The organism is Sphingobium sp. Cam5-1, from assembly GCF_015693305.1.
Classification (GTDB): Bacteria; Pseudomonadota; Alphaproteobacteria; order Sphingomonadales; family Sphingomonadaceae; genus Sphingobium.
Window position 1 is genome coordinate 29,110 of sequence record NZ_CP065138.1, and the last position, 24,912, is coordinate 54,021.

Consider the following 24,912-nt stretch of genomic DNA (forward strand, 5'->3'; position numbering starts at 1 on the left):
TGGATCGGTGCTCCGCGCGAAGCGGAGCAAAGCCGATTACTTGAGCTCGACAGTCGCGCCGGCTTCTTCCAGCTGCTTCTTGATCTTCTCGGCTTCGTCCTTGCCGACGCCTTCCTTGACGGCCTTCGGCGCGCCTTCGACGAGCGCCTTGGCTTCGGTCAGGCCGAGGCCGGTGATGCCGCGAACTTCCTTGATGACGTTGATCTTCTTGCCACCGTCGCCGGTCAGGATCACGTCGAATTCGGTCTGCTCTTCAGCAGCGGCAGCAGCCGGGGCGCCAGCGGCGGGGCCAGCGACGGCGACGGCAGCGGCGGCCGAAACGCCCCACTTTTCTTCCAGAGCCTTCGAAAGCTCAGCGGCTTCGAGGACGGTGAGGGCCGAAAGCTGATCGACCAGTGCGTTGATGTCTGCCATGTTACTATATTCCCTTCTGGGCGGGGCATGAGCCCCTCAATTGAAAGTTGATAACCTGTCTTGTCGGTAGGACCGCGGCGATTAGGCCGCGTTCTTTTCCGCATAGGCGTTGAAGACCCGCGCGAGCTGCGCAGCCGGTGCCTGGGTGACGGTCGCGAGCTTGGTCGCGGGTGCAACGAGCAGCCCAACGATCTTCGCACGCAGTTCATCCAGCGACGGCATCGAGGCGAGCGCCTTGACGCCCTCCGCGTTCAGCAGCACTTCGCCCATTGCGCCGCCAACGATCTCAAGCTTGTCGTTGGTCTTGGCGAAATCGACTGCAACCTTGGCGGCTGCAACCGGATCGGCAGAGGAGGCGAGGCCAACCGGACCAGTCAGCAGGTCGCTGAGGTTGGTGTAGCTGGTGCCTTCAAAGGCGATCTTGGCGAGGCGGTTCTTCGTAACCTTGTAGGTGCCACCGGCTTCCCGCATCTTCTGACGCAGCTGGGTCGACTGGGCGACCGTCAGCCCGAGGTTGCGGGTCACGACGACCACGCCAACTTCTGCCAGATGTGCGTTCAGCGCGGAAACGACCTCAGCTTTCTGATTACGATCCATGCCATTCTCCACTTCATGTTCGCTGGCGAACCAGCAAACGACTAAAACCCGCGCGAACGCGGGGCACTTAAAGTCCGAAGGGGAGAGATCGACTGGCCCGTATCCCTTGAGGAGAACAGGCAGACCCGGACAGGGCACAAGGCCCGGCCGGTAAAGAGCTTTTCCCCGTCTAGGCCGGAAATTAAGAAGGGCAAATTCCCTTCACCGACTGTCTCGGACGGAAGACCCCGAAGGGTCTGCTGCGGGGGCCTGTACAGAATTGGAGGTTTCCTGTCACGCGAAAGTTGAAAGTGACGTAGGGAATGGCGGAAAAGCGCCATTTTTGTCCCGAAGTTCACACCATATGCGCGCGCGTGCCCGGGCGCGCGTGGGCGTCGTGGGGAGCGGTTCGACGTTTCAAAGACGGCTGGGGATAGGCAGGTTGGGGCTGTGTAGGACAGCGGAATTGAGAGGGTGTCGGGGAAATAGGATGGTTTTTTGTGGGGGTGTGGTTTGGGGGATACAGGTGGGGCGAGGCAGAGGGGGCCTTGGAAAACGACGCTGACGTTGCGCTAGCCCACCCCCCGGCCCCCTCCCGCTTGCGGGAGGGGGAGGTAATGCTGTCCTAAACCCGGTCTGCCTGCACTACCGCGTCCAGTGCTCGCAATGCTGAGAGGATGCGGTTCAGGTGCTGGGCGTCGTTGACTTCCAGATCGATGATGTCGGTGTGGAACGGCCCTTCGCGATTTACCAGCTGGAGGTTTAGGATGTTCGCCTTGGTCGCCCCGAATACGTTGGCGACGGCGGCGAGCGCGCCGGGCTGGTTCTTGACGATGACCTGGAGCCGCGCGGTGCCGCCCTTGGACTTGCTGTCCCAGCTGAGGTCCACCCAATCGTCATCCTGCCCGGCTTCGAGCGACCGGCAGTCAATGGTGTGCACCTCGATCGGCTCGCCCGTGCGGCGCACGCCGACGATGCGGTCGCCGGGTACGGGGTGGCAGCAGTCGCCCAGATTATAGGCGATGCCGGGCGTCAGGCCACGGATCGAGACGGGCGCGTGCTGGCGTGGATGCGCTTCCTCTATCCCATCTACGCTGGTGGAGCCGGGGATAAGAGCCTCCATCACCTCTGAATCGAGCAGGCGATGGGTGGCGATGGCCACCATCAGAGACGCGCGATCATCCAGCTTCAGCCGTTTCAGGGCGGCCTTCAGCGCCTTGTCACCCAATTCGCTTGCCAGTTCGGGCGAGAAGCGGCCGATGATCTCCTCATAGAGCTTCTCACCCAGTGCGACTTCCTCGCCGCGCTGTTTCTGCCGAATATAGCGACGGATCGCGGCGCGGGCCTTGCCGGTGATGGCGAAGGTCAGCCAGCCCGGCTGCGGCTCCTGTCCTTCCGATTTCAGGATTTCGACCTGATCGCCATTTTCAAGGCTGGTGCGCAACGGCACGACGCGGCCGTTTACCTTGGCGCCAACCGTCTGGTTGCCCAGCGAGGTATGGACGGCATAGGCGAAGTCCACCGGCGTCGACCCCTTGGGTAGCTGGTGCAGCTCGCCCTTGGGGGAGAAGGCGAAGATGCGGTCTTGATACATCGCCATGCGGGTATGTTCGAGCAGCTCGTCCGCATCCTGGCTTTGCTCCAGGATTTCGACGAGGTCGCGCAGCCATGCCGCATGATGATCCGCCGCGTCGCCTTTCTGCTTGTAGGCCCAGTGCGCCGCCAGGCCGAGTTCGGCGTCGTTGTGCATGTCGCGGCTGCGAATCTGCACCTCGATCCGGGCGTTATCCTGATGGATCACCGTGGTGTGCAACGAGCGGTAGCCGTTGCGCTTGGGCGTGGAGATGTAATCCTTGAACCGGCCCGGCACCATTTTGTAGGTCTGGTGAATGACCCCGAGCGCGCGGTAGCAATCTTCTGTTGTTTCGGTGATGACGCGGAAGGCCATGACGTCGGTCAGCTGTTCGAAGCTGATGTGCCTTTCCTGCATCTTCTTCCAGATGGAATAGGGGTGCTTTTCGCGGCCTGACACGGTGACGGACAGGTTCTTGCCGCCGAGCAGCAGCTGCAACTCCGCACCGATGCGATCGACCTTGTCGTGGCCGCCTTCCTTCAGCTGTTCGAGGCGCTTGGTGATGCTGTCATAGGCTTCCGGCTCTAACTCCCGGAAGGCGAGCAACTGCATTTCGCGCATGAAGTCGTACATGCCAATCCGCTCTGCAAGCGGGGCATAGATGTCCATCGTCTCGCGGGCGATGCGGCGGCGCTTGGTCTCATTCTTGATGAAATGCAGCGTGCGCATATTGTGAAGCCGGTCGGCGAGCTTCACCAGCAGCACGCGAATGTCGTCCGACATGGCGAGCAGGAATTTGCGGAGATTTTCCGCCGCCCGCTCATTTTCCGACATCGCCTCGATCTTCGACAGCTTGGTGACGCCATCGACCATCTTGGCGACGTCCTTGCCAAACGCGCTTTCGATCTCGTCATAGGTGACGAGCGTGTCCTCGATCGTGTCGTGCAGCAGGGCCGTGACGATGGTCTGGTCGTCCAGGCTGAAATCCGTCAAAATACCCGCGACTTCAATCGGATGGCTGAAATAGGGGTCGCCGCTGGCGCGCTTCTGGGACCCGTGTTTCTGGACGGAGAAGACATAGGCGCGGTTGATCATCGCCTCGTCCGCATCCGGATCGTAGCGCTTCACCCGCTCAACAAGTTCATATTGACGCAGCATCGTGACCCGATTGTCCGGGAAGCATCTTGCTGTGCAACAAAAAAATCCCATCTTTGGACAAAATGGCTGCTCTTTTGCATGGGCTGTGGCTTTGAGCTATCTAGACGGACGATGAAACATAATCTGGCGCAGGACCTGGAACAGTGCGCGCTCCCCAGCGCGTTGGAAGCGATGGGCGAGCGCTGGTCGTTTCTCATCCTGCGCGGCGCATTGTCGGGCATCCGGCATTTTGAGGATTTTCAGTCGTCGCTCGGCATTGCGCGCAACATTCTGGCGAACCGGCTTTCGCGGCTGGTCGAGAATGGGATCATGCTGCGTCAGCCGATGCAGTGCGACCGGCGCAAGATCGAATATCGCTTGACGGAAAAGGGGCAGGAGTTGGCCCCGGTCATGATCGCATTGCGTCAATGGGGTGAGAAATGGGGATGCGGATCGCCGTCTTGCCAGGTGCTGGCCGACAAGCGCGATGGCCAGCCGATACGCCGGGTGACGATTCAGGCGCATGACGGCCGACCGCTGGAATTAAGGGACCTTGTCTGGCTTTGCCCCGACGAGGTCACGCCGATGGATCAGGAAGCTGCTACGGCGGCGTAACTTGGGTGGCTTCACCCTGAACCTGAATTCGCCTAGGCTGGCGGCGATGTCTGTTCAACCTATTCAGCCTCAGCCCTTTTTCGCTGACAAGAACCGCGCTTTCTGGAATCTGCAATCTGTCGGATGGGCGGGAGCTTTTCTGCTGCGCGGCTCGTCCACCATCGCCAATGGGCAACCGCTTTCCAGCCTGATCCCGGTGATGATTTCCACCGTGTCGGGCTATTCGGTTACCCTGCTCATCGCGGTCATCTTCCGATTTCTGCAACGACAGCGGCCGATCATCACCTGGGGCGCGTCGATCGTTACCGTGGTAATGGCGGCTGGACTGGTCGCCTTTATCGACGCCTGGGTTTTTTCGACCCAGAACCGGGCAAGCGAAACGGCGGGGCTACAACTCTTCCTTGGCGCCTTTTATCTCAGCATAACGCTGCTGGGTGCCTGGTCGGCGCTTTACTACGCCATCAACTTCTACCTTCAGGTGGAGGAGCAGGCGGACCAGCTGCTGCATCTGGAAAATCAGGCGTCGAGCGCGCAACTGGCGATGTTGCGCTATCAGCTCAATCCGCATTTCCTGTTCAATACGCTGAACAGCATATCGACGCTGGTGCTTTTGAAGCAGACGGATCGCGCCAACGCGATGCTCTCACGCCTGTCGTCCTTTTTGCGCTATACCCTGATCAATGAACCCACGGCGCAGGTGACGATCGAGCAGGAGGTTGAAACGCTCAAACTCTATCTGGAGATTGAGAAGATGCGGTTCGAGGACCGCTTGCGGCCGGTATTCAACATCGATCCGGCCGTCGCGCAGTCGCGATTGCCTTCCCTGCTGCTCCAGCCGCTGGTGGAAAATGCCATCAAATATGCGGTCACCCCCAAGGAAGAAGGCGCCGAAATCTCCATCACGGCGCAGCCTGCCGGTGAAAATGTTCGGATCGTCGTATCGGATAGCGGCCCGGGATTGAACGAGGGGTTCACTCGCCCGAACATCCCCATGAGCGAGGGAACAGGCGTTGGCCTGGCGAATATCCGTGACCGCCTGATTCAGGCGTTCGGGGAACGACAGAGCTTTGAAACGCGTTCCACGCCAAGCGGATTTTCGGTCCATATCGAAATGCCGCTTAATCTGGATGAACCATCGAAAGTGGCCGCATGACCATCAGAACAATCCTCGTCGATGACGAAAGCCTGGCTATTCAAGGCCTCAAGCTCCGTCTGGAAGCGCATGAGGATGTCGAAATTGTTGAAACCTGCTCGAATGGCCGCGAAGCCATCCGCGCGATAAAGACGCATAAACCCGACCTTGTGTTCCTCGACATTCAGATGCCGGGATTCGATGGCTTTTCCGTCGTTCAGGGCCTTATGGAAGTCGAGCCGCCGCTGTTCATCTTCTGCACCGCTTATAGCGATCATGCGATTCGCGCTTTTGAGGCGCAGGCGGTGGATTACCTCATGAAGCCGGTGGATGAAGGGCGGCTTGCCGACGCGCTGGACCGCGTGCGTCAGCGCCTGTCGGAAAAGAAGCAGGTGCAGGAAGCGGAGAAGCTGCGCGAGGTGCTGGCGGAGGTCGCTCCCGATGCCATGAACGATTTCAACGCGGATGAAGAGGCGCCGTCTTCAAATCGGTTCGAGAAGCTCATCAACATCAAGGACCGGGGTCAGATTTTCCGCGTCGATGTCGACTCGATCGAGCGGATTGACGCTGCGGGCGACTATATGTGCATCTATACGGCGGATAATTCGCTCATCCTGCGCGAGACGATGAAGGATCTGGAGAAGCGGCTCGACCCGCGCAATTTCCAGCGGGTGCATCGGTCGACCATCGTGAACCTCAGCCAAGTGCGGCAGGTGAAGCCGCACACCAACGGCGAATGCTTCCTGGTGCTGGAATCAGGCGCTCAGGTGAAGGTCAGCCGGTCATACAGGGATGTGGTGGCCCGCTTCGTCCATTGACGCGCGCCTAGCGGAACACCCATTGGCGGTTGAGGCCGAACACCACTGCTGGCGTCACGAATATCATGGCCGGGATGGGCGACCATTCCGGCCATTTCATATGGGTGACGCAGAGGAAGACCCAGAGGGCGTTCAAAGCATAGCTAAGCAGGGACACGGCCACGAACTTGACGCCGCGCGCCGCATGGTTCCCGTCGCTATCCTGATCACGGAAGGTGAAGAGGCTGTGGGTGACATAGCCGATCATCACCGCCGCCACATAACCAGTCGTGTTGGCAAGCTGCGGATGCCATCCGGCCAGAGCCGCGAGCGTCCAGTAGATGGTGGCCTGGCAGGCTGTGATGAACAGGCCGCTGAGGCCATATCGCACGATCTGCCAGAACAGGGCCTGCCGTTCCGGCGTCAGACGTGACAGCAATTTCATGAAGGCCCCGTTGCGATTTGATGCGAACGCTCTAATCCACCGGCCATGAACTTGCAAAGCGGCTTCACCCTGCGGGAAAGATCCCGGCGCGCCCTGGTCTGGACGTCTGCCTGGGCGCAGGTGCATTGGAAATGGCTGACCTTCCTCATCTGGGTCGCGGCCGTGACCTGGCTGCTCTATTCGCGCTGGCCTGCCATCCACTGGCTGACGCTTAACGATACCGATGACAACATACGGTACTTGCAGGTCAAGGACTGGCTGGCGGGGCAGGGCTGGTACGATCTGAGGCAATATCGGCTTGATCCGCCTGCCGGGTTCAACATTCACTGGTCACGGCTGGTCGATCTGCCGATCGCGGCGCTGATGCTGTTCTTCCGCGCGTTTCTGGAGCAGGGGCTGGCGGATCGGCTGGCCTGCGCGATTGCGCCGATGATCCCGTTATTGCCGCTGATGCTGGGGCTCGGCTTCATCGCGCGCCGCCTTGCTGGAGGCAATGGCTGGATACTGGCCGCCCTGGCGCCCTTCGCGGCGCAGATGGGCATCAGCATGTTCCTGCCGATGCGGATCGATCATCATGGGTGGCAGCTGGCCTTGACGGTACTGATGCTCGCGGGGCTGATCGACCGCAACTGGCTGCGCGGCGGCATCGTGGCGGGGGTGAGCAGCGCGTTGTCGATCACCATCGGCATGGAGATGATCGTCTATCTGGCGGCGGGCGGGGCGCTGATAGCGCTTCGTTGGGTATTCAAGGAAGGCGCGGCGAGGCGGATGCTGCCCTATGCGCTGAGCCTTGCTGGCTCGGTTTCCATCCTGTTCCTGCTCTTTGCCAGCTACGCGAACCGGCAGATGGTGTGCGACGCTATCTCGCCTATCTGGGTCGCCATATTCGGGGCAGTGGGCGCGGGCATGACACTGCTGGCGCTGCTGCCACTACGCAGCTGGCAGGCCCGGCTGTGCGCTGGCGTGCTGGTGGGGGGCGCCGTCGCGGCCTTTGCATGGCTCAATTGGCCGCAATGCCTGACGGGCGCCTATCAGATTTCGCCGGAACTGGAGCGGCTGTGGCTCGCCAATATTCGTGAGGCCAAGCCGATCACGGTTCAGGCGTGGAGCCTGATCGTGCCGCTGATGGCCATTCCGGTTGCGGGGCTGTTCGGACTGATCTGGGCGCTTTGGGAGTCGCGGCGTGACAGCGACCGGCTGTGGGCCTGGGCGACGGTCGGGCTGATGATGCTATTCTCGACGGCGCTTCTCTTTTGGCAGTTGCGGGCCGGACCAGCGGCGCAGCTGCTCGCCATCCCACCGGCGGCTTGGGCAGCGCACCGTGTGCTTCAGCTTATATTCTTCGGCAGGCCTCTTGCGCGTGTGGTCGGCATCGTCGGAGCCGCACTGCTTGCCGTAGCAGCGTTCGCGACGCCGCTTTATCCGCAGATCAATCAGTTGTGGGTCAGCGTGACTGGTGAGAAGCCCAAAGTACAACGCCCGGCGGCGAAGACTCGACTACAGTCGATCAGCAAGGCCAATGGCCGCTGCCGGTCTCTGCCAGCGCTGGAGGTGCTGAACCAGCTTCCTTCCGCTACCATTTTCACGATGGTGGACCTGGGGCCGCGCCTGATCGCAACCACGCATCATAGCGCGATCGCGGGTCCCTATCATCGCAATGGCACGGTTATCCTGGACCTGCATCATGCCTTCGACGGATCGGCGGACGCATTCCGGCCGATCGCCGCGCGGCATCATGCGACCTACCTGCTGATCTGCCCCGGCTTTCCGGAAGGGACGGTTTACCAATCCCGTAGCCCGCGCGGCTTTTATGCGGGGTTGATGCGGGGCGATGTTCCCGGCTGGCTGCACCCCGTGGCGTTGAAGAGCGGCTTCACATTGCCCTACACCCTCTATCGCATCGACTATTCAGCGGCGGGCAGCGAAAAAGTCACGCAGCAGCGCTGACGCTTCCGCTTCGCCCAGTCCGCCATAGACTTCAGGGCGGTGCAGGCATTGGGGCTGGGTGAAAAGTCGGGGGCCTTGCTCGACCGCTCCGCCCTTGGGGTCGGCAGCACCATAATAAAGCCGGGCGATGCGCGCGTGGGATATGGCGCCCGCGCACATCGGGCAGGGTTCCAGCGTTACCCAAAGATCGCAGCCGGTGAGGCGGAAATCGCCCAGCCGTTCCGCCGCAGCGCGAAGCGCGACGATTTCGGCATGGGCGGTCGGGTCGCAGTCGCGCCGGTTGCGATTTTCTCCTTCGCCAATGATCCGTCCGTCGAGCGTGACGACGGCGCCGATCGGCACCTCGCCCGCAAGTTCGGCCGCGCGTGCGAGTTCGAGCGCGCGGCGCATGGGTTCGGGAAGCGGAAAGGGCGGTGCCATCCGCCAGCCCTTACAGCATAGCTATCGTCTATAAAATGATCAGGGCTTCTTCACATCGACGGTCGGTACTTCGACGGTTTCGTTCCGCGTGCCCACTTCGACCTTGGCTACGTCGGCCTGGAACTTCGGCATTTGCCCGCCTTCCACGGCGATTTTGGGCAGGCTGCCCTCCTGGGTCTTTTGCAGGTCGATGAAGCCGGTCGCGATGCCAGCGGCCAGCACCAGCAAAACAATCACCAACAAGCCACCAATGAGTCGCATTGCGCCCTCCTTTCGTCTATCGGCTGCAAACGTCCGAGCCGTGGAAAGGGTTGCGAAAGCGATCCGATCTGGCCGGTGGGCGGGTTGACGGCTTTCCGGAATCCCGCTACTGGCGCCGCTTTCCGAACGAACATGAACTACAAGGTTGATTGACTATGTCGCGCATTTGCGAGCTGACCGGCAAGGGCCGCCAGGTGGGTCACAATGTTTCCCACGCCAATAACAAGACGAAGCGCGTGTTCCTGCCCAACTTGCAGAATGTGTCGCTGATTTCCGAAACGCTGGAAACCACCGTCAAGCTGCGCGTGTCGACGCATGGCCTGCGTTCGGTTGAACATAATGGCGGGCTGGACAACTGGCTGCTGAAGACCAACGACGACAAGCTGTCGCTGAAGGCGCGCCGTCTGAAGCGCGACATCGTCAAGAAGCAGGCTGCTCCGGCCGCCTGATTCGGTTCGATTCGTTTCGGCTTTAAGAAGCGGCCTGGTAACGGGCCGCTTTTTTGCGTGCCGGGAGGATGCGCCCGCGCATCATTCCCGCATGTGCGGCGCTGCCTGATACCGTTTTTTTCTCAACGGTCGCGGGGCGCCCCGCGCAGCGCGAATTTCAGCAGCAGGGTGCGCTGAAAAAATTCATGATTATCGTCTGACACGATCCACACGATAATGCGCCCGGCCTCGCGCGTGATAGCCAGCCCTTCGAAGTTATCGGCCAGCAGGGGCGGAGCAAGACGGGCGATCGTGCGGGCGGTCAACCGATCGCCGTATTTCGGATGGGATGGCAGCTCTATGAGGGCCAGAGTGGCCGTGAACAGATCGCGCAGCGTCACGCGGCGATTGAGAACCAGAATGTGCCGGTCATCCAGAGCGACGGCATCCGTAGGACGATAGCCTCGCGGCGCTACATAGCGAAGGTGCATGGGCGATGCGGTGCTTTGCTCCGCCGGGTCTCCGGCAAAGAGCAGCGTGTCATGGCTTCCATCCGCCGTCATCCCCATTTCCGCGATCACGAGGAAGCGCCCATCGGGTAGGCGCACCATGGATTCGATCGAACCCGTTTCCGGCCAGGCCTCTATCTCCGGCCAGGTGCGGCAGTTTTCGACGCGCGAAAAGCCGGGGGCGTAGCGGCAGATGCGCTGAAGCATCTCAAAGCCGACCCAGTAGCGATCCGATTCCGGATCATGCGCCATTGCCTCTGAATCCCACGCCCACCACGGCTGAGATGCGTCCTGCGCCCTGATTGGCAGGGGGGCGATGAAAGGATGGCGGTTGTCGATTGCAGGTCTGACCGCGAAACCCATCAGAGTGCCGGAATCGCTCAACGCCAGCACCTGTCCCTGCTGATCTACCAGCAGGGATGAGATGCCGCCAAATCCATGGTGCGGGCTGCTGAGTTGCCAGCCTCCCAGATAATCGAGAGCGCCGATGCTGTGAACAGCCGGATCGGACGCGTTTAGTGGCAGGGCGCGCGCGGTAACGAGCAGTGGACCAGGCCCAAATAGTTCAGGCTTGTTCTTGTGCGGCGCCGGCAAAAGCAGGATCGCAAGCAGCAGGACGATCAGGATACGGCGCATCGCCCCGCCATAGGCAATCCAGCCTGTCGGACCAACGGCTGATTGTTCATATACGCTGTTCGCTTGCGGGACAGGGGCCAATTTTCCATTACGGTGATGAGCGTCCAGGCCCACCCTCGATGAGCGGCAACCGGCTGGGGATGGTGCTTTTTTATCTGAACGGTGGCTGACACGCCCATTCAGGCTTGGCTCAATGCGAATCGGTCAAAAGGGGTGCAATCGATGGGGCGGCGGAGACGCGCCGGAGTCGGTAAAGAGATGATTGAGGAGCACGCCATGAAGACCAAGTTTCTGATCAATATGGGGGCCGCGCTGGCAATGGGCGTTGCTTCCCTGGCTGTAACCGCCGCGCCGGCCCAGGCCCGTGACGGCTGGGGCCGTTATGATCGCGGCGACTATTATCGCGGCGATCGGGGCTATCGTGGATACCGGGGTGATTATTATCGCGGCTATCGTGGCGACCGCTACTATCGCGACAATTATTATCGTGGCTATCGCGGCGGCTATCGTGGTGGCTATCGCTGCCGGGACAATGGCACGGGCGGCACGATCATAGGCGCAATCGCCGGCGGCCTGCTCGGCAATGAGATCGGCAAGGGCAGTGGCCGCTACGGCCGCCGTGGTGATGGCACCACGGGCGCGATTCTCGGCGCGGGCGTAGGTGCGCTGGCTGGCCGGGCGATCGATCGGGACTGCTGATCAATCACCCGATGCTGGATAGAATAGGGCTGCCCCAAAAGGGCGGCCCTTTTCATTGAAACCACGCGGCCCAAAAGAAAAGGGCCGCTCCGTTGCCGGGCGGCCCTGTTTCCAAAAATCCCGAGACGGGAATTACATCGCGTTTGCGGCAGCGTTCGATGCAGCGTTGCTGGCGTTCGAAGCGGCGTTGCTGGCGTTCGAAGCAGCATTCTCGGCAGCGTTCATGGCGTTGTCAGCAGCATTCGAAGCGTTCTCAGCAGCGTTGGCCGAAGCATTGGCGGCATTGTCTTCGCTCTTCGAGCAAGCAGCGAGGCCGAGCGAAGCGGCGAGAACGAGCGAAAGAGCAATCGACTTGGACATGGGCAAACCCCTCTCAGAGATAAAAACGTCGCAGACCACTCTCGGAGAAAAGTTCACCCCCCATTGCGCCTGCGGGGCCGATTCGTAATGCCTTGGATCACTCAAGGCAATCCCCATAGTGCGACTCGCCAATTTCCGGGCTTACACTTCCAAGGCCTGTTTGAAGGGCGGTAGACCCATTGACGTATATAAAGATTTCTTTATATGACATGTCATGAGCGCCGCACTCGACATCTTTCGCGCCCTTGGCGATCCGACGCGGCTGCGCATCATCTATCTGCTGCGCGCCATGGAGCTTGCGGTCGGTGAAATCGCGCAGGTCGTGGGGCAGAGCCAGCCGCGCGTGTCCCGCCATGTCCGTATCCTTGCGGAGGCGGGTCTGGTCGAACGGCGCAAGGAAGGCAATTGGGTTTTCCTGCGGCTGGTCAGGGGCGAGGCCATGGCGCCTTTCCTGACCCTGTTCGATCAGCTGGTGCCGTCGGAAAGCGAAGATTTGTGGCAGAAGGCGGACCTTGCCCGGCTGGCGGCGGTTCGTGCGGATCGGTCGCGGGCGGCGGAAAGCTATTTTGCGGAACATGCCGAGGAATGGGACGCGATCCGGTCGCTGCACGTGCCCGATGTCGATGTCGAAGCGGCCATGACCGCGCTTTTGAGTGCTGAAACCATCGGTCATCTGCTCGATATCGGCACCGGCACGGGCAGGATGATCGAGCTGTTCGGGCGGTCGGCGGATCAGGTTACGGCGCTTGACCGCAGCCCCGATATGTTGCGGCTGGCGCGGGCCAAGCTGCCTGCCGATGCAGGTGACAAATATGCGTTGGTGCTGGGTGACTTCGGCGCCCTGCCGCTGGAGCCGGGGAGCGTGGACACCGTGGTTTTGCATCAGGTTCTGCATTATGCGCAGGCGCCCGAAGCAGTGATTGCGGAAGCGGCGCGCGTCACCGGGGCAGGGGGCCGGGTGCTGATCGCCGATTTCGCGGCGCATGAGCGGGAAGAATTGCGGCTGCGCGATCAACATGCGCGGCTTGGCTTTTCGGACGAGCAGATCGAAAGCTGGTTTGCGGATGCAGGCTTGGAGCTGGAACGGGTGGAGGTGCTGCCCGGCCAGGAATTGACTGTAGTATTATGGCTGGGCCGCCGCCGGGGCGCGCGCATCCTGCCCATCGAAGGACGAGTTTCCCTATGACCTTGAGCTTTCCATCCGTCGAAGAGACCGCGCGGGCTTGGCAAGCGCCGCTCTACGCCGATCTGGCAGGCGATCTGAATGTGAGCTTTGAATTCTTCCCGCCCAAGACGGAGAAGATGGAAGAGCAGCTGTGGTCGGCGATCGAGACGTTGACGCCGCTCGCGCCAAAGTTCGTGTCGGTGACTTATGGCGCTGGCGGTTCGACGCGCGAGCGGACGCACAATACGGTGGCGCGGATCGCGAAGGAAACGCCGTTGTCGGCTGCTGCGCACCTGACCTGTGTTGCGGCGAGCAAGGCCGAGATCGACGCGGTGGCGGACGCCTATTGGGAAGCGGGCGTGCGCCATATCGTCGCCCTGCGCGGCGATCCGCCGGAAGCGGGCACGAAGTTTCAGCCGCATCCTGAGGGTTACAAGGGCGCAGCGGAACTGGTCGAGGGCCTGCGCAAGCGTCACCCGTTCGAGATTTCGGTGGCCGCTTATCCGGAGACGCACCCTGACGCGTCCTGCGCCCAGAGCGACATCGACAATTTAAAGCGCAAGCTGGACGCGGGTGCTAGCCGAGCGATCACGCAATTCTTCTTTGAACCGGAAACCTTCTTCCGCTTTCGTGACACGGCGGCGGCTGCTGGCATTACAGCGGACATCATTCCGGGCATCATGCCGGTGAGCAATTTTGCGGCGGTTCAGCGCATGTCGGCCATGTGCAATACCGATGTGCCAGGCTGGATGGGCAAGCTGTTCGAGGGGCTGGACGATCTGCCCGCCGCACGCCAGCTGGTGTCCGCGACGCTGGCGGCGGAATTGTGCCGCAAGCTCTATGCGGGCGGGGTGCGGGACTTTCATTTCTATACGCTCAACCGGGCGGAGCTGAGCTATGCGATCTGCCATTTGCTCGGCTTGAGGCCCGCTACTTTGGAGAAGACGGCATGACCGCCGAGGAACGCTTCCGCGCCGTGGCGGCGGAGAAGATCATGATATTCGACGGCGGCTATGGCACGTCGATCCAGAAGCACGGGCTGACCGAGGCGGATTATCGCGGGTCGCTCGATCTGGCGAAGGATCAGAAGGGGAATAACGACCTCCTGTGCCTGACGCGGCCTGACATCGTCGAGGGCATTCATACCGCCTATCTGGACGCCGGGGCGGACATGATCGAGACGAACACCTTCAGCTCCACCAAGATCGCGATGGCCGATTATGGCTGCGAGCATCTGGTGCGGGAGATCAACATCGCCGCTGCGCAGATCGCCCGCAAGGCTTGCGAGGCGGCAACGGCGAAGGATGGACGTCCGCGCTTTGTTGCAGGGTCCATCGGGCCGACCAACAAGACGTTGTCGATCTCGCCGGATGTGAACGACCCGGCCTATCGCGAGGTCGATTATGACACGCTGAAGGCCGACTATCGCGAACAGTGCGACGCGTTGATCGAGGGTGGGGTGGATTTCCTGCTGGTCGAGACCTGCTTCGACACGCTCAATGCCAAGGCGGCGGGCATGGCGGCGCGGGAGGCCGAGGCGGCGGCCGGGCGGCCCGTGCCGTTGATGCTGAGCTTTACCATAACCGATATGTCGGGGCGCAACCTGTCGGGGCATACGATCAACGCCTTCTGGTATTCGCTGCGGCATTTGAAGCCGCTGACCATCGGGGTGAATTGCGCATTCGGGGCGGATTTGCTGCGGCCTTATTTGAGCGAGCTGGCCAAGAATGCCGATACGCTGATCCTGGCCTATCCCAATGCGGGGCTGCCCAATGAATTGGGGCAATATGACGAGTTGCCGGAGACGACGGCTTCGCTCATCCGTCAGTGGGTGGATGAGGGGCTGGTCAATATGGTCGGCGGTTGTTGCGGCACGACGCCCGCGCATATCGGTGCGGTGGCGAAGGCGCTGGCGGGGCATAAGCCGCGTGTTGTGCCGGAACTGCCGGTAGTGACGCGGTTGGCTGGGCTGGAGCCCATGCACATCGCGGCGTAAAAGATATTCCCCCTCCCGCAGGCGGGAGGGGGTTAGGGGGTGGGCCGGTCCAGGCGCCGCTCCAAGACAGCCCACCCCCGGCCCCTCCCGCTTGCGGGAGGGGGGAAGAGAATGAAATGACCCAATCGACCGCCACTTTCGTCAACATCGGTGAGCGCACCAACGTCACCGGATCGGCCAAGTTCAAGAAGCTGATCATGGCGGGCGACTATGCAGCCGCCATCGATATCGCCCGCGATCAGGTGGAGAATGGCGCGCAGATCGTCGATGTGAACATGGACGAGGGGTTGCTCGACGCCGTGGAGGCGATGACGACTTTCCTGAAACTCATGACGTCGGAGCCGGATATCAGCCGGGTGCCGGTGATGATCGACTCTTCCAAATGGGAAGTGATCGAGGCGGGGCTGAAATGCGTGTCGGGCAAGCCGATCGTGAACTCGATCAGCATGAAGGAGGGCGAGGAAGCTTTCCTGCATCATGCACGGCTGTGCATGGCCTATGGCGCGGCGGTGGTCGTCATGGCTTTCGACGAGACCGGGCAGGCGGACACGAAGGACCGCAAGGTCGAGATTTGCGAGCGCGCCTACAAGCTGCTGATGTCGATCGGCTTTCCGCCGGAGGACATCATCTTCGATCCGAATATCTTTGCCGTGGCGACGGGGATCGAGGAGCATAATAATTACGGCGTAGACTTCATTGAAGCCTGCCGCGAGATCAAGGCGCGCTGTCCCCACGTCCACATCTCAGGTGGCCTGTCGAACTTCAGCTTCTCTTTCCGTGGCAATGAGCCGGTGCGCCGGGCGATGCACTCGGTGTTCCTCTACCACGCCATTCCGGCGGGGCTGGACATGGCGATCGTCAACGCCGGGCAGCTCGACGTCTATGACGCGATCGATCCCGCGCTGCGCAAGGCGTGCGAGGATGTGCTCCTGAATAGCGACCCGGAGGCGGGCGAGCGGCTGGTGGAGCTTGCCGAAAGCTTCAAGGGCAAGGACGCGGCGTCCGAAAAGGCTGCCGAGGAATGGCGGGGCTGGCCGGTTGCCAAGCGGTTGGAACATGCTCTGGTTAAGGGCATCGACATGTATGTGGTCGAGGATACCGAGGAAGCCCGCCTGGCCGCCGTGAAGCCGATCGAGGTGATCGAAGGGCCGTTGATGGACGGCATGAATGTCGTCGGCGACCTGTTCGGGGCAGGCAAGATGTTCCTGCCGCAGGTGGTGAAGTCCGCCCGCGTCATGAAGAAGGCGGTCGCGCACCTGCTGCCCTTCATCGAAGCATCGAAGGAGCCCGGCGCGAAGGGCAAGGGCAAGATCATCATGGCCACCGTCAAGGGCGACGTCCATGATATCGGCAAGAACATCGTCGGCGTCGTGCTTCAGTGCAATGGCTTTGAAGTGATCGACATGGGCGTGATGGTGCCCTGGCAGGACATCATCAAGGCGGCGAACGAGAATGATGCGGACATGATTGGGCTTTCCGGCCTCATCACCCCTTCGCTCGACGAGATGGTGACGGTGGCGGCTGAAATGCAGCGCGCCAATATGACCATGCCGCTGCTGATCGGTGGCGCGACCACGTCCCGCGTGCATACTGCGCTGCGCATCGATCCGGCGTTTACGGGGCCGGTGGTCCATGTGCTGGACGCCAGCCGCGCGGTTGGCGTGGCGACGGCGCTCGTGTCGGAAACGCAAAAGGCCGATTTCGTCCAGAAGACCAAGGACGATTATGACCACGTCCGCAAGGCGCGCGAAGGCAAGGGGCAGAGCCAGCTTCTGTCGATCGAGGATGCCCGTGCCAACGCATTCGAAATGGACGAGGCGCTGAAGGCGCCCCGTCCGCTGCTGCCGGGTATCCACAGCTTCCCCGATTGGGACCTCAAGGACCTGATCAACTATATCGACTGGACGCCTTTTTTCCGCGCTTGGGAACTGGCTGGCAATTATCCGGCGATCCTTGAGGACAAGGTCGTGGGCGAAAGCGCGACCAGCCTGTTCAACGACGCGCAGAAGATGCTGGACAAGATCGTCAGCGAGAAATGGCTGACGGCGCGCGGGGTCGTGGGCCTGTGGCCCTGTCGCCGCGAGGGCGACGACATCATCGTCCATGTCGAGGATGAAAAGCACGTCACGCTGCCGATGTTGCGCCAGCAGATCGCCAAGCGCGAGGGGCGGGCGAACATGTGCCTTGCCGACTTCATCAGTCCCAATGGCGACTGGATGGGCGGCTTTGCCGTGTCGATCCATGGCATCGAACCGCATCTCGCGCGGTTCAAGGCGGCGATCGATGATTATTCGGACATTCTTCTGAAGGCGCTGGCGGATCGGCTGGCCGAAGCCTTTGCCGAGCGGCTGCATCATTATGTCCGCACGGCGCTATGGGGCTATGCGGAAGGCGAGCAGCTGACCAACGAGGCGCTGATCCGCGAGCAATATCGTGGCATCCGCCCGGCGCCCGGCTATCCGGCTTGTCCGGAGCATAGCCTGAAGCCGCTGCTGTTCGACATGCTGGACGCGCATCATGCTACGGGCATCACATTGACGGAGAGCTTCGCCATGCTGCCGACCGCAGCGGTCAGCGGCTTTTACTTCGGTCACGCACAGGCCGAATATTTCGGCGTTGCGCGGGTGGGCAGGGACCAGCTGGAAGATTATGCTCAGCGGCGCGGGATTGATCTGGAAACCGCAGAGCGTTGGTTGCGGCCCAATCTGGATTGAGGAGCAGGGCCGATGCGGCGTTTTTCCCGGATTTCCTTGCCTCGCTTTCTCCTGCTGGGGTTGGTTGCTGCCGTCACCGGCTGCGCGCATGATCAGAGCGTTCGGCCCGATGGCGGCATTGCTCCGGGATCGGTCTATGTCGCGATGGGCAGTTCCTTCGCCGCAGGGCCGGGCATCGCGCCATCCGCGAACAGCAAACCGGCCATGTGCGCCCGCTCGGCAAACAATTATGCCCAACAGCTTGCAAAACGGCGTGGGCTGGAACTGGTCGATGTCAGTTGCAGCGGGGCGACGACCAGCGGCGTACTCAACGGTTGGGCAGGCATCCGCCCGCAGATCGAAGCGCTGACGGCGGAAACGCGGCTCGTCACCATCACCATTGGCGGCAATGATGTGGGTTATATCGGGGGCCTGATGGGGGCTTCCTGCCGTCAGGTCAATGCGGCGAGCGGGGTTCGCTGTCCGCCCACCCTGGCGCCCAAGGAAGAAAGATGGACGGCGCTGGAAGCCGCGCTCCGCCGGATCGCGGCCGAAGTGCGACAGCGCGCGCCCAAGGCCAAGCTGATATGGGTCGATTATCCTGTGGTGCTTCCGGGGAAAGGCCTCTGTGCCGCCACGCCGGTTTCTCCTCAAGAGGCGGATATGGCGCGGGCCATGGCGAAACGGCTGGCGGCGCTGACGGCGCGCGTGGCGCGGGATACCGGCTCATCCATCCTTGCGGCCTCGCGTCTGACTGTCGGTCACGATGTCTGTGCACCGGACCCGTGGATGAACGGCTATCCCGTGCCAGGCAAGCTGGTCAGCGTGCCGTACCATCCCACACTGCCGGGCATGAGGGCGATTGCGGCCGCGCTCGACAGGATGCTTGATCGCTAAGGCGCTACCGCTTTTCGTGGTTCGCGGCCACGGCCTTCGCCACCGCCTGCATCAGTTGCCAGCGCGTCGGGATTGATTCGGTCGTGCTGCCGATCATTACCGCAACCGCATAGCTGGTCCCGTCTGGCGCCGTCATGATGCCGACATCGTTGAAGCCGGTCGAGCGCGCGCCCAATTCCTGGCCCGTCCCGGTCTTGTGCAGATAATGCCAGCCAGCGGGCACCCCACCCTTGATACGCTGCGGTCCGGTCTTGGCTTCGCTCATGATGGACATCAGCAATTGGGCCGAAGCGGGGGACAGCATGCTGCCTTCCTTGAGCTTGGCCAGCGCCTGCACGATCGAAGAGGGCGCTGCGCCATCAGGCGGGCTGGCGAGATAATTGTCGAGCGCCTTCGTTCGCGCCGCCATCGGCAATCGGGCGCGAGCCGCATAGAAATTGCGGCCGATCGAATAATCCTGCCGCCACTCCAGACCTGCGGTCGTCGCCTGCAACAGCCGCTCGCCCGGGCCGAATCGGATATCCTTAATGTAGCGCCGTGACAGATAGGATCGCACAGCCTCCGGCCCGCCAACCGCGCGTAGCAGGGTGTCGTTCGCCGTATTGTCGCTTTGCATCATCGCGCGGCGCATCAGGTCGGAATAAGTCGTCGTCCAACCGCTATTCCCCACCAACGCGGCGCTTGGCTGGTGGAACAGCGTCAGGTCTTTCCGCGTGATCGTCGCCGAATCGGACAGGCGAATCTTGCCGCGATCCACCGCGTCGAGGAACGTCATCGATACCCAGAGTTTCGACACGCTCTGTTGCGGAAACAGCGAGTTGCCATTCCACGCTACCGTCCAATCACTGCCGATGCGGCGAACGGCGATGCCGACTTTTCCGTTAAAGCTCTGGCCCAGGTTACGAACGACGCTGACGAGAGCGGGGGGCGGCGTTTCACGCTGATCGACGTCCAGCGCCTGGAAAGGCTTTGGCGGATTGGCGACAGGCTTGATCGGAAAGGTCGATGTCGTCGGCTGTACCCGCGGCGCGGCGCGGGCATGGGGTTGCACAGGCGCGCTGACACAAGCCGAAAGCGCCGCCATCAACAAGACAAGACGGGCCGAACCGCCATAAGGACGCGTGTCGCGCCCGTCATTTCCATTCTTCATCTGCGTCCCCGCGCTCTCCCTACCTCTCTTGGTGGCGCGAGCCTTTCGACTGACAAGGTTCATGCGACGAATGATTCCACAATTGCGATGTAAGGAGTCTGAACGGAATGCTTCTTGCGCTCAGTTAAGGTTAAGCCGCGACCGGGGATGGAGACGAGATGAACATAGAGGTTTTGGATCGGCGAACGCTCCTGCTGGGCGGCGCGGCTGTGGCGGGCGCGATGATGTTCGGCGGCGCTGCTGTGGCGGCTCCATTTGCGTCGCGCAGGATCGCCGTGACGGTGCGGGGCACCGGCCGCGACGTGATATTGATAGCAGGGCTGGCGAGCGGGCCGGGGCTGTGGAACGGCGTGATGGCGGCTTTGCCGGGCTATCGCTGGCACCTTGTCCATGTGCGTGGCTTTGCGGGTTTGGCCGCCGATGCCAATGCGAGCGGTCCCCTGATCCAGCCACTGGCGGACGAAATTGCGCGCTACATCAGTTCGGCCGGGCTGCGGCGGCCAGCGGTCGTGGGGCATTCCATGGGCGGTACGCTGGCTATGATGCTGGGGCTGAAGGGCGTGGCTGGCCGATTGATGGTGGTCGATATGCTGCCCGACGGCGCGGCGATGGTGGGCGGAACCGCGCGGGGCATGGGCTATCTTGCCGACCAGCTGAGCCAATATTTTACCGGGACCAAGGCGGGGCGGAGTTACCTTGCGCAGATATTGGCGCAAGCTCCCGATGCCAGGGGGAGTGACCCGGACGTCATTGCCAATGCCCTTCGCGACCTTGCCAATATCGACCTTGGTCCACAGCTTGGCCGGATCAGCGTGCCCATGGACGTGGTCTATGCCACCGGGTCCGATGCCGCCCAAGCGGCGCAGATCGGTCGAAACTTTCGCGCGGCCTATGCTGCCAAGAAGGATTTGACGCTGACGCCGATCGGGCCGGGTGGCCATGTCATCATGGCGGATCAGCCCGCGCGGTTCAGCGCGGCGGTGAAGCAATTCCTGTCCAGTTGAGCCACCCACCGTCAGGGCGCGAGCACCGTGTCCACGGCTTCAGGCAGCATGTCGGGATAATCCAGTGTATAATGGAGGCCTCGGCTTTCCTTGCGGCGAAGGGCTGAACGCACGACCAGCCGTGCGACTTCCAGCAGGTTGCGCAGTTCGATGAGGTCGGGCGTGACGCGGAAGTGACCGTAATATTCGTCCACTTCCTTGGCGAGCAGGTCGATGCGGTGCTGCGCGCGCTCCAGCCGCTTTGTGGTGCGGACGATGCCGACATAATCCCACATGAAGCGGCGGATTTCCTTCCAGTTGTGCTGGACGATGACCTCTTCGTCGGAATTGGTGACGCGGCTTTCGTCCCACGGAAGGATGGCGGGCGGGGCGGGCAGATCGTCCCAATGGGCGCGGATATGGCGCGCTGCGGCTTCGCCGAAGACGAAGCATTCGAGCAGAGAGTTGGACGCGAGGCGGTTTGCGCCGTGCAGGCCGCTTTCAGTGACTTCGCCAGCAGCGTAGAGGCCGGGCATATCGGTGCGCCCGTCGAGGTCGATGATGACGCCGCCGCAGGTATAATGCTGCGCCGGAACAACGGGGATCGGTTCCTTCGTTATGTCGATGTCGAGGTCAAGCAGCCGGGCGTAGATCGTCGGGAAGTGCGTGCGCACGAACTCCGGTTCCTTGTGGCTGATGTCGAGATGGACATAGTCGAGGCCGAGCCGCTTGATTTCATGGTCGATGGCGCGGGCCACCACATCACGGGGGGCGAGTTCGCCACGCGGGTCGAAGCGGGGCATGAAGCGCTCGCCGCCGCCAGGGACGCCGGGGGGCAGCTTCAGATGGCCGCCTTCGCCGCGCACCGCTTCGGTGATGAGGAAATTCTTGACCTCCAGATTGTAAAGGCATGTCGGGTGGAACTGATTCATCTCCATGTTGGAGACGCGGCAGCCCGCGCGCCAAGCCATGGCGATGCCGTCGCCGGTCGCGCCGCGCGGGGCGGTGGAGAAGAGATAGGTGCGGCCCGCGCCGCCGGTGCAGAGGATCGTCGCACGCCCAAGCAGCGCGTCGACATGCTTTGTGCGCTTGTTGAAGGCGTAGACGCCCCAGACATGGCCGTCGCCCGAATAGCGTTCGCCATGGCGGGAAGTGATGAGGTCGATGGCGACCATATCCTCCAGCAGGGTGATGTTGGGATTGGCGCGGGCGGCCTTCAGCAGCGCGACCTGGACGGCGTGGCCGGTCGCGTCGTCGACATGGACGATGCGGCGGTGGCTGTGGCCGCCCTCGCGGGTCAGGTGCCAGCGTTCACCAAATTCTTCGCCGCCGTTAAAGGGGACGCCCAGCTCCGCCAGCCGGTCGATGGCGGCGGGTGCTTCGGAGACGACGAACTCGACTGTCTCGCGATTGTTGAGGCCTGCGCCTGCGACCATGGTGTCGTTGACATGCGCTTCGAAACTGTCGCCCGCGTCGAGGACGGCGGCGATGCCGCCCTGCGCCCAGTTGGTGGAGCCGCTGTCGAGCGCGGCTTTTGCCAGGACGACGACCTTGCGGTCTTGCGCTAGGTTGATGGCGGCGGTGAGGCCTGCCGCGCCGGAGCCGATGATGACGACGTCGTGGGTTGTGGTGGGCATTACTCTTACTGCTCCCCTCCCGCTTGCGGGAGGGGCCGGGGGTGGGCCTGCGCAAGGGTGGTCTGGATATGCGTTATTACGCCTTCAAGATTTTTCATCACATCGGCATTGGAAAAGCGCAAGATTTGATAGCCTCGGGCGAGGCAGTAATCTTCTCGGCGATTGTCATAGGCAGCGCGATGATCATGGGTTTCGCCATCGACCTCGATGATGAGGTTGAGTTCACGGCAGAGGAAATCGGCAAAATAGGGCCCTACCGGCATCTGCCGGCTGAATTTGTGGCCGAGTTTACGGGCGCGGAGTTGCTGCCATAGCAGGCGTTCGGGAGTCGGGGCGGCGTTTCTCAGCTCTTTGGCGCGGGTGGTGTTGCGTGGTTGGAAAGGTTGCGCTGGCCCACCCCCCGGCCCCCTCCCGCCTGCGGGAGGGGGAGTAGTAGAGGCGCCCCTCCCGCCAGCGGGAGGGGGAACAGGCATGTCCCCAGTCACGCCGCTGCCGTCAGGTTGAGGAAGACATCCTCAAGATCCGGGTCGCGCGTGACGACGTCCACGATCGACAGGCCGCTATCCTGGACAGCGCTCAGCACCTGACCGGCATTGGCGCGGTCTTTCATATAGGTGATGGTCAGCGTGCGCGGGTCGGTGAGTTCGACTTTTTCGAAGCAGGGAGCGTCTGGCGCGGCGGTGATGTCGCGATCGACCGTCACCTGCACGACCTTTTCCTGCGCCATGGCGATGAGTTCACGGGTAGGCTTGTCGGTGATGACGCGGCCGTGGTTGATGATGCCGATGCGGTCGCACAGTTCCTCGGCTTCTTCGAGATAGTGCGTCGTGAGGACGATGGTGACGCCCTGTGCGTTGAGTTCGCGGACATAAGCCCAGAGCTGCTGGCGGAGCTGGACATCGACGCCTGCGGTCGGTTCGTCCAGCACCAGGATTGGCGGGGAATGGACCATCGCCTTTGCGACCAGCAGGCGGCGCTTCATGCCGCCCGACAGGGTGCGGGCATAGGCGTTGGCCTTGTCCTCCAGATGGACGGCGCGCAGCAGTTCCATCGAGCGGCGGCGTTCTTTCGGCACACCATAATAGCCCGCCTGATTCTCCAGCGTCTCGAATGGCGTGAAGAAGGGGTCGAAGACGATTTCCTGCGGCACGATGCCGATGCTGTTCTTGGCATTGCGGGGGTTCTGGTCGATGTCGAAGCCCCAGATTTTCGCGGTGCCGCTAGTCTTGTTGACGAGGCCGGCGAGGATGTTGATCGTCGTTGACTTGCCCGCGCCATTGGGGCCGAGCAGGCCGTAGATCTGGCCACGCGGGATGGTGAGGTTGATATTGTCGAGCGCGCGCTTGCCGCCCGCATAGACTTTGGTGAGGTTGGTGATCTCGATCGCGGGCATGGGGGCGGGGGCGAAGCTGTCGGTCATGGCGGCTTATGTGGAGTGGAACGGCTGAAAATGAAAGTCACCTGTTCCTGCCTGCGGGGGAACAGGGTGCTTTCAAAACTCGTCAGCTACGTCCATCAGGCCCATGAGCTTCCTGGGCGCGATTTCCCGCCAGCTTTTAGCTAGCCGGTCTTCAACATGATCCCAGTCGGTGTCGCCAAGGTCGAGGCGGATGCCGACCCAGCCGTCGCCGAAATAGGCGGGGCGGAAATAGCGGGCGGGGTCGCTATCGATCAGCATCGCCTGTTCTTCAGGCGCTGTGGTCTTGACGAGCAGTGCGGTGATGCCGTCGCCATGATGATCTTGGCTGAAATAGGCGAATTTCTTGCCTTTTTCGATGCCGAAGCAGGGCATGCCGTGGGACGTCACCTCATCCGCCTGCGGGAGGGCCAGCGCGCATTCGCGGACTTTGGCGAGCAGCCATTCGGGCTGGCGCTCGCGCGTGACGAAGTCGGCGAGGGTGCGGGAATAAAGCTGATGCTCGGCAATGAGGATGCGCGCGGCGAGGGTGTCGGCGGTGTCGCCGGGGAGGATGGCGACCTCCGTCTGGGCCAGCACCGGGCCGTCGTCCAGTTCGCTGGTGACGACATGGACGGAGCAGCCCGCATGGCTGTCGCCCGCGTCGAGCGCTTTCTGGTGGGTGTCGAGGCCCTTATATTTGGGAAGGAGGCTCGGGTGGATGTTGAGCATCCGGTTTTCCCAGCCTGCGACGAATTCGGGGGAGAGCAGGCGCATGTAACCGGCCAGCGCGACATATTCCGCGCCTGCCCTGCGTAGCTGCGCGTCGATGATCTGGTCGAACTCGGCGCGTTTCAGGCCCTTATGGCTTTGGGCGAAAGTTGGGATGCCTTCCGCTTGGGCGAGGGTGAGGCCAGCGGCTTGCGGATCGTTGGCGGCGACGAGAACGAGCTCATAAGGGCAGGACGGGTGCTTGGCGGCGTAGAGCAGCGCCGCCATGTTGGAACCTCGCCCGGAAATGAGAACGCCAACTTTTGTCTTCACTT

General features: G+C 62.1%; 25 protein-coding genes. 12 read left to right on the top strand and 13 right to left on the bottom strand.

Going from position 1 to position 24,912, the window contains the following annotated elements; genetic code table 11:
* Positions 1-36: 36 nt before the first annotated feature.
* The 3 genes from rplL to IZV00_RS00155 form a co-directional block, all read right to left on the bottom strand.
* Complete coding sequence (gene rplL, locus IZV00_RS00145) at positions 37-414, bottom strand: 50S ribosomal protein L7/L12 (RefSeq protein ID WP_196225238.1); 378 nt, start codon at positions 412-414, stop codon at positions 37-39.
* A gap of 81 nt (positions 415-495) precedes the next feature.
* Positions 496-1,011, bottom strand: coding sequence for a 50S ribosomal protein L10 (gene rplJ, locus IZV00_RS00150; RefSeq protein ID WP_196225239.1), 516 nt, complete (start codon positions 1,009-1,011; stop codon positions 496-498).
* A gap of 604 nt (positions 1,012-1,615) precedes the next feature.
* Positions 1,616-3,721 carry a RelA/SpoT family protein gene (locus IZV00_RS00155; protein WP_196225240.1) on the bottom strand — a complete coding sequence of 702 codons (2,106 nt, stop codon included), beginning with the start codon at positions 3,719-3,721 and terminating at the stop codon, positions 1,616-1,618.
* 111 nt (positions 3,722-3,832) lie between these two features.
* On the opposite strand from IZV00_RS00155, the gene IZV00_RS00160 reads away from it, so the two are divergent.
* From IZV00_RS00160 to IZV00_RS00170, 3 genes are read left to right on the top strand one after another with little or no spacing between them, the layout of a single operon-like run.
* A complete protein-coding gene (locus IZV00_RS00160; RefSeq protein ID WP_196225241.1) occupies positions 3,833-4,315 on the top strand; it encodes a winged helix-turn-helix transcriptional regulator in 483 nt (160 codons plus the stop codon).
* A 46-nt stretch (positions 4,316-4,361) separates the two neighbouring features.
* Complete coding sequence (locus tag IZV00_RS00165) at positions 4,362-5,468, top strand: sensor histidine kinase (protein ID WP_196225242.1); 1,107 nt, start codon at positions 4,362-4,364, stop codon at positions 5,466-5,468.
* Positions 5,465-6,265: a LytR/AlgR family response regulator transcription factor gene (locus IZV00_RS00170; protein WP_196225243.1), complete on the top strand. Its 801-nt coding sequence runs from the start codon at positions 5,465-5,467 to the stop codon at positions 6,263-6,265. Before IZV00_RS00165 ends, IZV00_RS00170 begins: the two co-directional genes overlap by 4 nt.
* Before the next feature lie 7 nt (positions 6,266-6,272).
* Here the strand turns inward: IZV00_RS00170 and IZV00_RS00175 are convergent, their stop codons facing one another.
* The gene (locus tag IZV00_RS00175; protein ID WP_196225244.1) at positions 6,273-6,689 is read right to left on the bottom strand and encodes a GtrA family protein; all 417 of its coding nucleotides are present in this window, start codon (positions 6,687-6,689) and stop codon (positions 6,273-6,275) included.
* A gap of 45 nt (positions 6,690-6,734) precedes the next feature.
* Between IZV00_RS00175 and IZV00_RS00180 the strand changes: the two genes are divergently transcribed.
* Positions 6,735-8,636 (top strand): hypothetical protein, encoded by a 1,902-nt coding sequence (locus IZV00_RS00180; RefSeq protein ID WP_196225245.1) that lies wholly within the window; start codon positions 6,735-6,737, stop codon positions 8,634-8,636.
* On the opposite strand, the gene IZV00_RS00185 is transcribed toward IZV00_RS00180, so the two are convergent.
* Complete coding sequence (locus IZV00_RS00185) at positions 8,598-9,056, bottom strand: nucleoside deaminase (protein ID WP_196225246.1); 459 nt, start codon at positions 9,054-9,056, stop codon at positions 8,598-8,600. The two genes, IZV00_RS00180 and IZV00_RS00185, sit on opposite strands and share 39 nt — an antisense overlap.
* A 39-nt stretch (positions 9,057-9,095) precedes the next feature.
* Positions 9,096-9,317, bottom strand: coding sequence for a hypothetical protein (locus IZV00_RS00190; RefSeq protein WP_196225247.1), 222 nt, complete (start codon positions 9,315-9,317; stop codon positions 9,096-9,098).
* Between the two features lie 155 nt (positions 9,318-9,472).
* Between IZV00_RS00190 and rpmB the strand changes: the two genes are divergently transcribed.
* Positions 9,473-9,766, top strand: coding sequence for a 50S ribosomal protein L28 (rpmB, locus tag IZV00_RS00195; protein WP_196225248.1), 294 nt, complete (start codon positions 9,473-9,475; stop codon positions 9,764-9,766).
* 122 nt (positions 9,767-9,888) lie between these two features.
* Here the strand turns inward: rpmB and IZV00_RS00200 are convergent, their stop codons facing one another.
* Complete coding sequence (locus IZV00_RS00200; RefSeq protein WP_196225249.1) at positions 9,889-10,890, bottom strand: esterase-like activity of phytase family protein; 1,002 nt, start codon at positions 10,888-10,890, stop codon at positions 9,889-9,891.
* Between the two features lie 276 nt (positions 10,891-11,166).
* Here IZV00_RS00200 and IZV00_RS00205 point away from each other — a divergent pair, with 276 nt between their 5' ends.
* Positions 11,167-11,589, top strand: a complete 423-nt coding sequence (locus IZV00_RS00205; RefSeq protein WP_196225250.1) for a glycine zipper 2TM domain-containing protein — start codon at positions 11,167-11,169, stop codon at positions 11,587-11,589.
* A gap of 132 nt (positions 11,590-11,721) precedes the next feature.
* On the opposite strand, the gene IZV00_RS00210 is transcribed toward IZV00_RS00205, so the two are convergent.
* Complete coding sequence (locus IZV00_RS00210; protein WP_196226429.1) at positions 11,722-11,949, bottom strand: circumsporozoite protein; 228 nt, start codon at positions 11,947-11,949, stop codon at positions 11,722-11,724.
* Between the two features lie 214 nt (positions 11,950-12,163).
* Between IZV00_RS00210 and IZV00_RS00215 the strand changes: the two genes are divergently transcribed.
* From IZV00_RS00215 to IZV00_RS00235, 5 genes are all read left to right on the top strand, one after another.
* On the top strand, positions 12,164-13,135 hold the full coding sequence (locus IZV00_RS00215) for an ArsR/SmtB family transcription factor (RefSeq protein WP_196225251.1): 972 nt from the start codon (positions 12,164-12,166) through the stop codon (positions 13,133-13,135).
* Positions 13,132-14,067, top strand: coding sequence for a methylenetetrahydrofolate reductase (gene metF / locus IZV00_RS00220; RefSeq protein WP_196225252.1), 936 nt, complete (start codon positions 13,132-13,134; stop codon positions 14,065-14,067). Before IZV00_RS00215 ends, metF begins: the two co-directional genes overlap by 4 nt.
* On the top strand, positions 14,064-15,110 hold the full coding sequence (locus tag IZV00_RS00225; protein WP_196225253.1) for a homocysteine S-methyltransferase family protein: 1,047 nt from the start codon (positions 14,064-14,066) through the stop codon (positions 15,108-15,110). The genes metF and IZV00_RS00225 overlap by 4 nt, the downstream gene beginning before the upstream one ends.
* Positions 15,111-15,226: 116 nt before the next feature.
* Positions 15,227-17,824 (top strand): methionine synthase, encoded by a 2,598-nt coding sequence (gene metH / locus IZV00_RS00230; protein WP_196225254.1) that lies wholly within the window; start codon positions 15,227-15,229, stop codon positions 17,822-17,824.
* A 12-nt stretch (positions 17,825-17,836) separates the two neighbouring features.
* Complete coding sequence (locus IZV00_RS00235; protein WP_196225255.1) at positions 17,837-18,700, top strand: SGNH/GDSL hydrolase family protein; 864 nt, start codon at positions 17,837-17,839, stop codon at positions 18,698-18,700.
* Between the two features lie 4 nt (positions 18,701-18,704).
* Here IZV00_RS00235 and IZV00_RS00240 read toward each other — a convergent pair whose 3' ends face one another.
* Positions 18,705-19,850, bottom strand: coding sequence for a serine hydrolase (locus IZV00_RS00240; RefSeq protein ID WP_196225256.1), 1,146 nt, complete (start codon positions 19,848-19,850; stop codon positions 18,705-18,707).
* Positions 19,851-20,008: 158 nt separating this feature from the next.
* Here IZV00_RS00240 and IZV00_RS00245 point away from each other — a divergent pair, with 158 nt between their 5' ends.
* On the top strand, positions 20,009-20,854 hold the full coding sequence (locus tag IZV00_RS00245) for an alpha/beta fold hydrolase (protein ID WP_196225257.1): 846 nt from the start codon (positions 20,009-20,011) through the stop codon (positions 20,852-20,854).
* Positions 20,855-20,865: 11 nt separating this feature from the next.
* Here the strand turns inward: IZV00_RS00245 and nadB are convergent, their stop codons facing one another.
* The 4 genes from nadB to purN form a co-directional block, all read right to left on the bottom strand.
* The gene (gene nadB / locus IZV00_RS00250; protein ID WP_196225258.1) at positions 20,866-22,470 is read right to left on the bottom strand and encodes an L-aspartate oxidase; all 1,605 of its coding nucleotides are present in this window, start codon (positions 22,468-22,470) and stop codon (positions 20,866-20,868) included.
* A 5-nt stretch (positions 22,471-22,475) separates the two neighbouring features.
* The gene (locus tag IZV00_RS00255; RefSeq protein ID WP_196225259.1) at positions 22,476-22,943 is read right to left on the bottom strand and encodes an endonuclease domain-containing protein; all 468 of its coding nucleotides are present in this window, start codon (positions 22,941-22,943) and stop codon (positions 22,476-22,478) included.
* A gap of 8 nt (positions 22,944-22,951) precedes the next feature.
* On the bottom strand, positions 22,952-23,890 hold the full coding sequence (locus tag IZV00_RS00260; RefSeq protein WP_196225260.1) for an ABC transporter ATP-binding protein: 939 nt from the start codon (positions 23,888-23,890) through the stop codon (positions 22,952-22,954).
* A gap of 72 nt (positions 23,891-23,962) precedes the next feature.
* Complete coding sequence (purN, locus tag IZV00_RS00265; protein ID WP_196225261.1) at positions 23,963-24,910, bottom strand: phosphoribosylglycinamide formyltransferase; 948 nt, start codon at positions 24,908-24,910, stop codon at positions 23,963-23,965.
* Between the last annotated feature and the right edge of the window lie 2 nt (positions 24,911-24,912).

What these genes read in the sequence shown, in the direction of transcription:
- IZV00_RS00155 (WP_196225240.1), bottom strand. Translation starts at nt 3,721, where the DNA reads ATGCTGCGTCAATATGAACTTGTTGAGCGGGTGAAGCGCTACGATCCG.
- IZV00_RS00235 (WP_196225255.1), top strand. Translation starts at nt 17,837, where the DNA reads ATGCGGCGTTTTTCCCGGATTTCCTTGCCTCGCTTTCTCCTGCTGGGG.
- IZV00_RS00240 (WP_196225256.1), bottom strand. Translation starts at nt 19,850, where the DNA reads ATGAAGAATGGAAATGACGGGCGCGACACGCGTCCTTATGGCGGTTCG.
- rpmB (WP_196225248.1), top strand. Translation starts at nt 9,473, where the DNA reads ATGTCGCGCATTTGCGAGCTGACCGGCAAGGGCCGCCAGGTGGGTCAC.
- IZV00_RS00205 (WP_196225250.1), top strand. Translation starts at nt 11,167, where the DNA reads ATGAAGACCAAGTTTCTGATCAATATGGGGGCCGCGCTGGCAATGGGC.
- IZV00_RS00215 (WP_196225251.1), top strand. Translation starts at nt 12,164, where the DNA reads ATGAGCGCCGCACTCGACATCTTTCGCGCCCTTGGCGATCCGACGCGG.
- metH (WP_196225254.1), top strand. Translation starts at nt 15,227, where the DNA reads ATGACCCAATCGACCGCCACTTTCGTCAACATCGGTGAGCGCACCAAC.
- IZV00_RS00175 (WP_196225244.1), bottom strand. Translation starts at nt 6,689, where the DNA reads ATGAAATTGCTGTCACGTCTGACGCCGGAACGGCAGGCCCTGTTCTGG.
- metF (WP_196225252.1), top strand. Translation starts at nt 13,132, where the DNA reads ATGACCTTGAGCTTTCCATCCGTCGAAGAGACCGCGCGGGCTTGGCAA.
- IZV00_RS00245 (WP_196225257.1), top strand. Translation starts at nt 20,009, where the DNA reads ATGAACATAGAGGTTTTGGATCGGCGAACGCTCCTGCTGGGCGGCGCG.
- IZV00_RS00255 (WP_196225259.1), bottom strand. Translation starts at nt 22,943, where the DNA reads ATGCCTGTTCCCCCTCCCGCTGGCGGGAGGGGCGCCTCTACTACTCCC.
- IZV00_RS00210 (WP_196226429.1), bottom strand. Translation starts at nt 11,949, where the DNA reads ATGTCCAAGTCGATTGCTCTTTCGCTCGTTCTCGCCGCTTCGCTCGGC.
- IZV00_RS00160 (WP_196225241.1), top strand. Translation starts at nt 3,833, where the DNA reads ATGAAACATAATCTGGCGCAGGACCTGGAACAGTGCGCGCTCCCCAGC.
- IZV00_RS00185 (WP_196225246.1), bottom strand. Translation starts at nt 9,056, where the DNA reads ATGGCACCGCCCTTTCCGCTTCCCGAACCCATGCGCCGCGCGCTCGAA.
- IZV00_RS00170 (WP_196225243.1), top strand. Translation starts at nt 5,465, where the DNA reads ATGACCATCAGAACAATCCTCGTCGATGACGAAAGCCTGGCTATTCAA.
- rplL (WP_196225238.1), bottom strand. Translation starts at nt 414, where the DNA reads ATGGCAGACATCAACGCACTGGTCGATCAGCTTTCGGCCCTCACCGTC.
- nadB (WP_196225258.1), bottom strand. Translation starts at nt 22,470, where the DNA reads ATGCCCACCACAACCCACGACGTCGTCATCATCGGCTCCGGCGCGGCA.
- rplJ (WP_196225239.1), bottom strand. Translation starts at nt 1,011, where the DNA reads ATGGATCGTAATCAGAAAGCTGAGGTCGTTTCCGCGCTGAACGCACAT.
- IZV00_RS00260 (WP_196225260.1), bottom strand. Translation starts at nt 23,890, where the DNA reads ATGACCGACAGCTTCGCCCCCGCCCCCATGCCCGCGATCGAGATCACC.
- IZV00_RS00180 (WP_196225245.1), top strand. Translation starts at nt 6,735, where the DNA reads ATGAACTTGCAAAGCGGCTTCACCCTGCGGGAAAGATCCCGGCGCGCC.
- IZV00_RS00165 (WP_196225242.1), top strand. Translation starts at nt 4,362, where the DNA reads ATGTCTGTTCAACCTATTCAGCCTCAGCCCTTTTTCGCTGACAAGAAC.
- IZV00_RS00200 (WP_196225249.1), bottom strand. Translation starts at nt 10,890, where the DNA reads ATGCGCCGTATCCTGATCGTCCTGCTGCTTGCGATCCTGCTTTTGCCG.
- IZV00_RS00190 (WP_196225247.1), bottom strand. Translation starts at nt 9,317, where the DNA reads ATGCGACTCATTGGTGGCTTGTTGGTGATTGTTTTGCTGGTGCTGGCC.
- IZV00_RS00225 (WP_196225253.1), top strand. Translation starts at nt 14,064, where the DNA reads ATGACCGCCGAGGAACGCTTCCGCGCCGTGGCGGCGGAGAAGATCATG.